The sequence below is a fragment of the Segeticoccus rhizosphaerae genome (genome assembly GCF_009192725.1).
GTDB classification, from domain to species: domain Bacteria; phylum Actinomycetota; class Actinomycetes; order Actinomycetales; family Dermatophilaceae; genus Segeticoccus; species Segeticoccus rhizosphaerae.
On record NZ_VOHR01000408.1, the window covers coordinates 1 to 2,969 of the forward strand.

The window sequence follows — 2,969 nt, forward strand, 5'->3', positions numbered from 1 at the left end:
CTCCCTGGCCTGCCTGGCCGGCGTCGCACCCTCGACCCGACAATCCGGCAAACACAAGGCGGTCACCTACCGATGGGCGGTGAACAAGGAGCTCCGCGATGCCGTCTGCGACTTCGCCGGCGATTCCCGCCGGGCCAACCCCTGGGCCGCGAAGCTGTACAACGACGCCATCACGCGCGGCAAGGACCATCCCCACGCCACCCGCATCCTGGCCCGAGCCTGGCTCGGCGTGATCTGGCGCTGCTGGCAAGACGAAACCGCCTACGACCCCACCCAACACGGCGCACTTCGAACACTGCTCAGCAACGCCAATGCCGCCTAACGTTGACACAGGGCTACTCATGCCGGGGCCCCCGCGAAGTATCGGAGCGCAGCGGAGAACTTCGTGGGGTGGGCTCATGCGCGCCATCGTGCCAGTCCGGACGGCGATCTGCGTACGCTGGCCCCGTGGAAGACCTGGACCGCAAGATCGTCGGCCTGCTCGCCAAGGACGGTCGGATGAGTTTCACCGACCTGGCCAAGGCGACCGGTCTGTCCACCTCCGCGGCGCACCAACGGGTCCGTCGACTGGAGGAGCGTGGAGTCCTGCTGGGCTACCAGGCCGTGGTCGACCACGGCGCGGTCGACGTTCCCCTGACCGCCTTCATCTCGGTGTCGCCCTTCGACCCCGCCGCTCCGGACGACGTCCCTGACCGGCTGCGCGGCCTGCCAGAGATCGAGGCCTGTCACTCGGTCGCGGGGGAGGAGAGCTACATCCTCAAGGTCCGGGTCGCGACTCCCAACGAGCTCGAGGACCTGCTGGCGCGAATCCGCTCGGCCGCGAGCGTCGCCACCCGCACCACCGTGGTGCTGTCGACGCCGTGGGAGGACCGGCCCACCCTCGGCCCCGGCGACTGAACGGCTCAGCAGACGGGCTCGACCGAGGCCAGGCCGATGGCTCGCGTGGCCCGCTCCAGCGTCGGCACCGCCACCGCCTCGGCCCGGCGACGGCCGGCATCGAGGGCCTCCCGCACGACGCCCGGTGCCGACTCCAGCTCGATGCAGCGGCCTCGCACCGGCTCGAGGACGGCGATGACGGCGTCGGCCACCGCTGACTTCAGCTCGCCGTAGCGGGTGTAGTCCTTCGCCAGCACGACAGGTGGACTCCCGGTGCAGGCCGAGAGGATCTCCAGCAGGTTGCTGACCCCTGGCTTGCCGGCCGGGTCGTAGCGGACGATCCCCTCCGAGTCGGTGACCGCGCGGGCCACCTTGCGGCGGATGGCTTCCGGCGCGTCCAGCATCCGGATGACGCCGGGTGCATCTTCGGGAGCGGACTTGCTCATCTTGGCGGTCGGGTCCTGCAGGTCGCAGACCCGGGCGGCCACCTCCGCCCGGCCGAGCTCCGGCACGACGAAGGTCTCGCCGTAGGTGCGGTTGAAGCGGATCGCGAGGTCTCGGGCCAGCTCGACGTGCTGGTCCTGGTCACCTCCGACCGGGACGCGGGTGGCGCCGTACAACAGGATGTCCGCCGCCATCAGGCACGGGTAGGTGAACAGGCTCGCCCGTACCGACCGGTCGCCGGAGCGCCGTGACTTCTCCTTGAACTGGATCATCCGGGACAGCTCGCCGACCGTCGCCGTGCACTCGAGCAGGTAGGCCAGCTGGGCATGGGCTGGCACCTGGGACTGGAGGAAGACGGTGCCCGGCGGCAGGCCGGCAGCAAGGAAGAGCAGCACCGACTCCCGTGCCAGTCGCGCCGACCTCGCAGCGTCGTGCGGTGTGGTCAGGGCGTGGAGGTCAGCGACGAAGAAGTAGGCGTCGTCGGGCTCGTCGACCGTGGCAAAGCGTTGCAAGGCGCCGAGGTAGTTGCCGAGCGTGAGTCGGCCGGACGGTGTGATGCCGGAGAGCGTGACCATGGAACGGGCCTTTCGTCGAGGTGGGCCACCTCGACGAACACGCCCGAACCTGAAAAGGGCCGCCTCGACGAGGCGGCCAGGGATGCGTGCGCACGCTGGAGGGGCCGCCGGTCAGGCGGCCCACCAGGACGTCGTGGTCACGTGCACGGCACCACGATAGCCCTCACCGGCTGATCGGCGCACAGCTGGCGCGGGTGACCGAAGCAAGATCGGTGGGTGAGAGCTCGACGTCGAACCCCCGACGGCCGCCCGAGACCAGGATCGTGTCGTGGTCGTTCGCCGACTCGTCGAGCACCGTTGGCAGGGCTCGTTTCTGCCCGATCGGGCTGATACCCCCGACGACGTAGCCGCTGCTCCGCTCAGCGTCGCCGGGCTCGGCCATCGCCGCCTTCTTCACCCTCAGCGCCGTGGCGATCGCCTTGAGGTCCAGGCTCCGATCGACCGGCACGATGCCGACGGCCAGCCCGTGGTCGGTGGTGACCAGCAGCGTCTTGAAGACCCGACCGGGTTCGACCCCGAGGGCCGCGGCCGCCTCCAGACCGAACGACCCGGCACCCGGGTCGTGGTCGTAGGTCAGCACCTCGAAGGCGATGCCAGCCCGGGTGAGCACCGTGGTGGCCGGGGTCCCCGCGTGGGTCGGACGTGCCCGCTTGCCCATGCCTCAGCGTCCGCGGGGCGTCACGGCCGCCGCGACTGCTCCGAGGTCGTCAGGCGCCCCCGGGGCCCCGGTTGCACGGTCCGAGCCGGACCGGTCTGGTCTCCTCACGACGCCCCTTCCTGAAGTGGTGTTGCCTGGTCGCAGGATACGGCTCGTTGCCGACGCCGCACCGCGGCGCGGCTCGACCGGTCCACAGGTGCCGCCGAGGTAGTTTTGTGGGCGCCCCAACACCCCCACCGGAAGACCGAGGCACCGACGCATGACCTGGAGCAGCACCCGGCTGGCCGTGTCCACGGCTGCCGTCGCGTTGGCCCTCGCCGCTTGCTCCGGCACCGCGACCTCGCCCGGCCCCGGCTCGGCATCCTCGCCCGCCGACCGGTCGGCCCCCTCCGCCACCCCTTCGACGGCGACCTCCT

At 70.8% G+C, this 2,969-nt stretch carries 4 protein-coding genes; 2 read left to right on the forward strand and 2 right to left on the reverse strand.

Annotated features, from left to right (window positions below):
• Both FRW57_RS19780 and FRW57_RS19785 read left to right on the forward strand, forming a co-directional pair.
• On the forward strand, positions 1-322 hold a 322-nt coding region (locus FRW57_RS19780; protein WP_152186854.1), incomplete at its 5' end, for a transposase.
• Positions 323-447: 125 nt separating this feature from the next.
• Positions 448-897: an Lrp/AsnC family transcriptional regulator gene (locus FRW57_RS19785; RefSeq protein ID WP_137120865.1), complete on the forward strand. Its 450-nt coding sequence runs from the start codon at positions 448-450 to the stop codon at positions 895-897.
• Between the two features lie 5 nt (positions 898-902).
• On the opposite strand, the gene trpS is transcribed toward FRW57_RS19785, so the two are convergent.
• Together trpS and ybaK are read right to left on the reverse strand one after the other, a co-directional pair.
• On the reverse strand, positions 903-1,895 hold the full coding sequence (gene trpS / locus FRW57_RS19790; RefSeq protein WP_137120864.1) for a tryptophan--tRNA ligase: 993 nt from the start codon (positions 1,893-1,895) through the stop codon (positions 903-905).
• Positions 1,896-2,058: 163 nt separating this feature from the next.
• Positions 2,059-2,553, reverse strand: coding sequence for a Cys-tRNA(Pro) deacylase (ybaK, locus tag FRW57_RS19795; protein WP_152186855.1), 495 nt, complete (start codon positions 2,551-2,553; stop codon positions 2,059-2,061).
• Between the last annotated feature and the right edge of the window lie 416 nt (positions 2,554-2,969).

Coding starts and splice junctions, on each gene's coding strand:
- trpS (WP_137120864.1), bottom strand. CDS start 1,895: ATGGTCACGCTCTCCGGCATCACACCGTCCGGCCGACTCACGCTCGGC.
- ybaK (WP_152186855.1), bottom strand. CDS start 2,553: ATGGGCAAGCGGGCACGTCCGACCCACGCGGGGACCCCGGCCACCACG.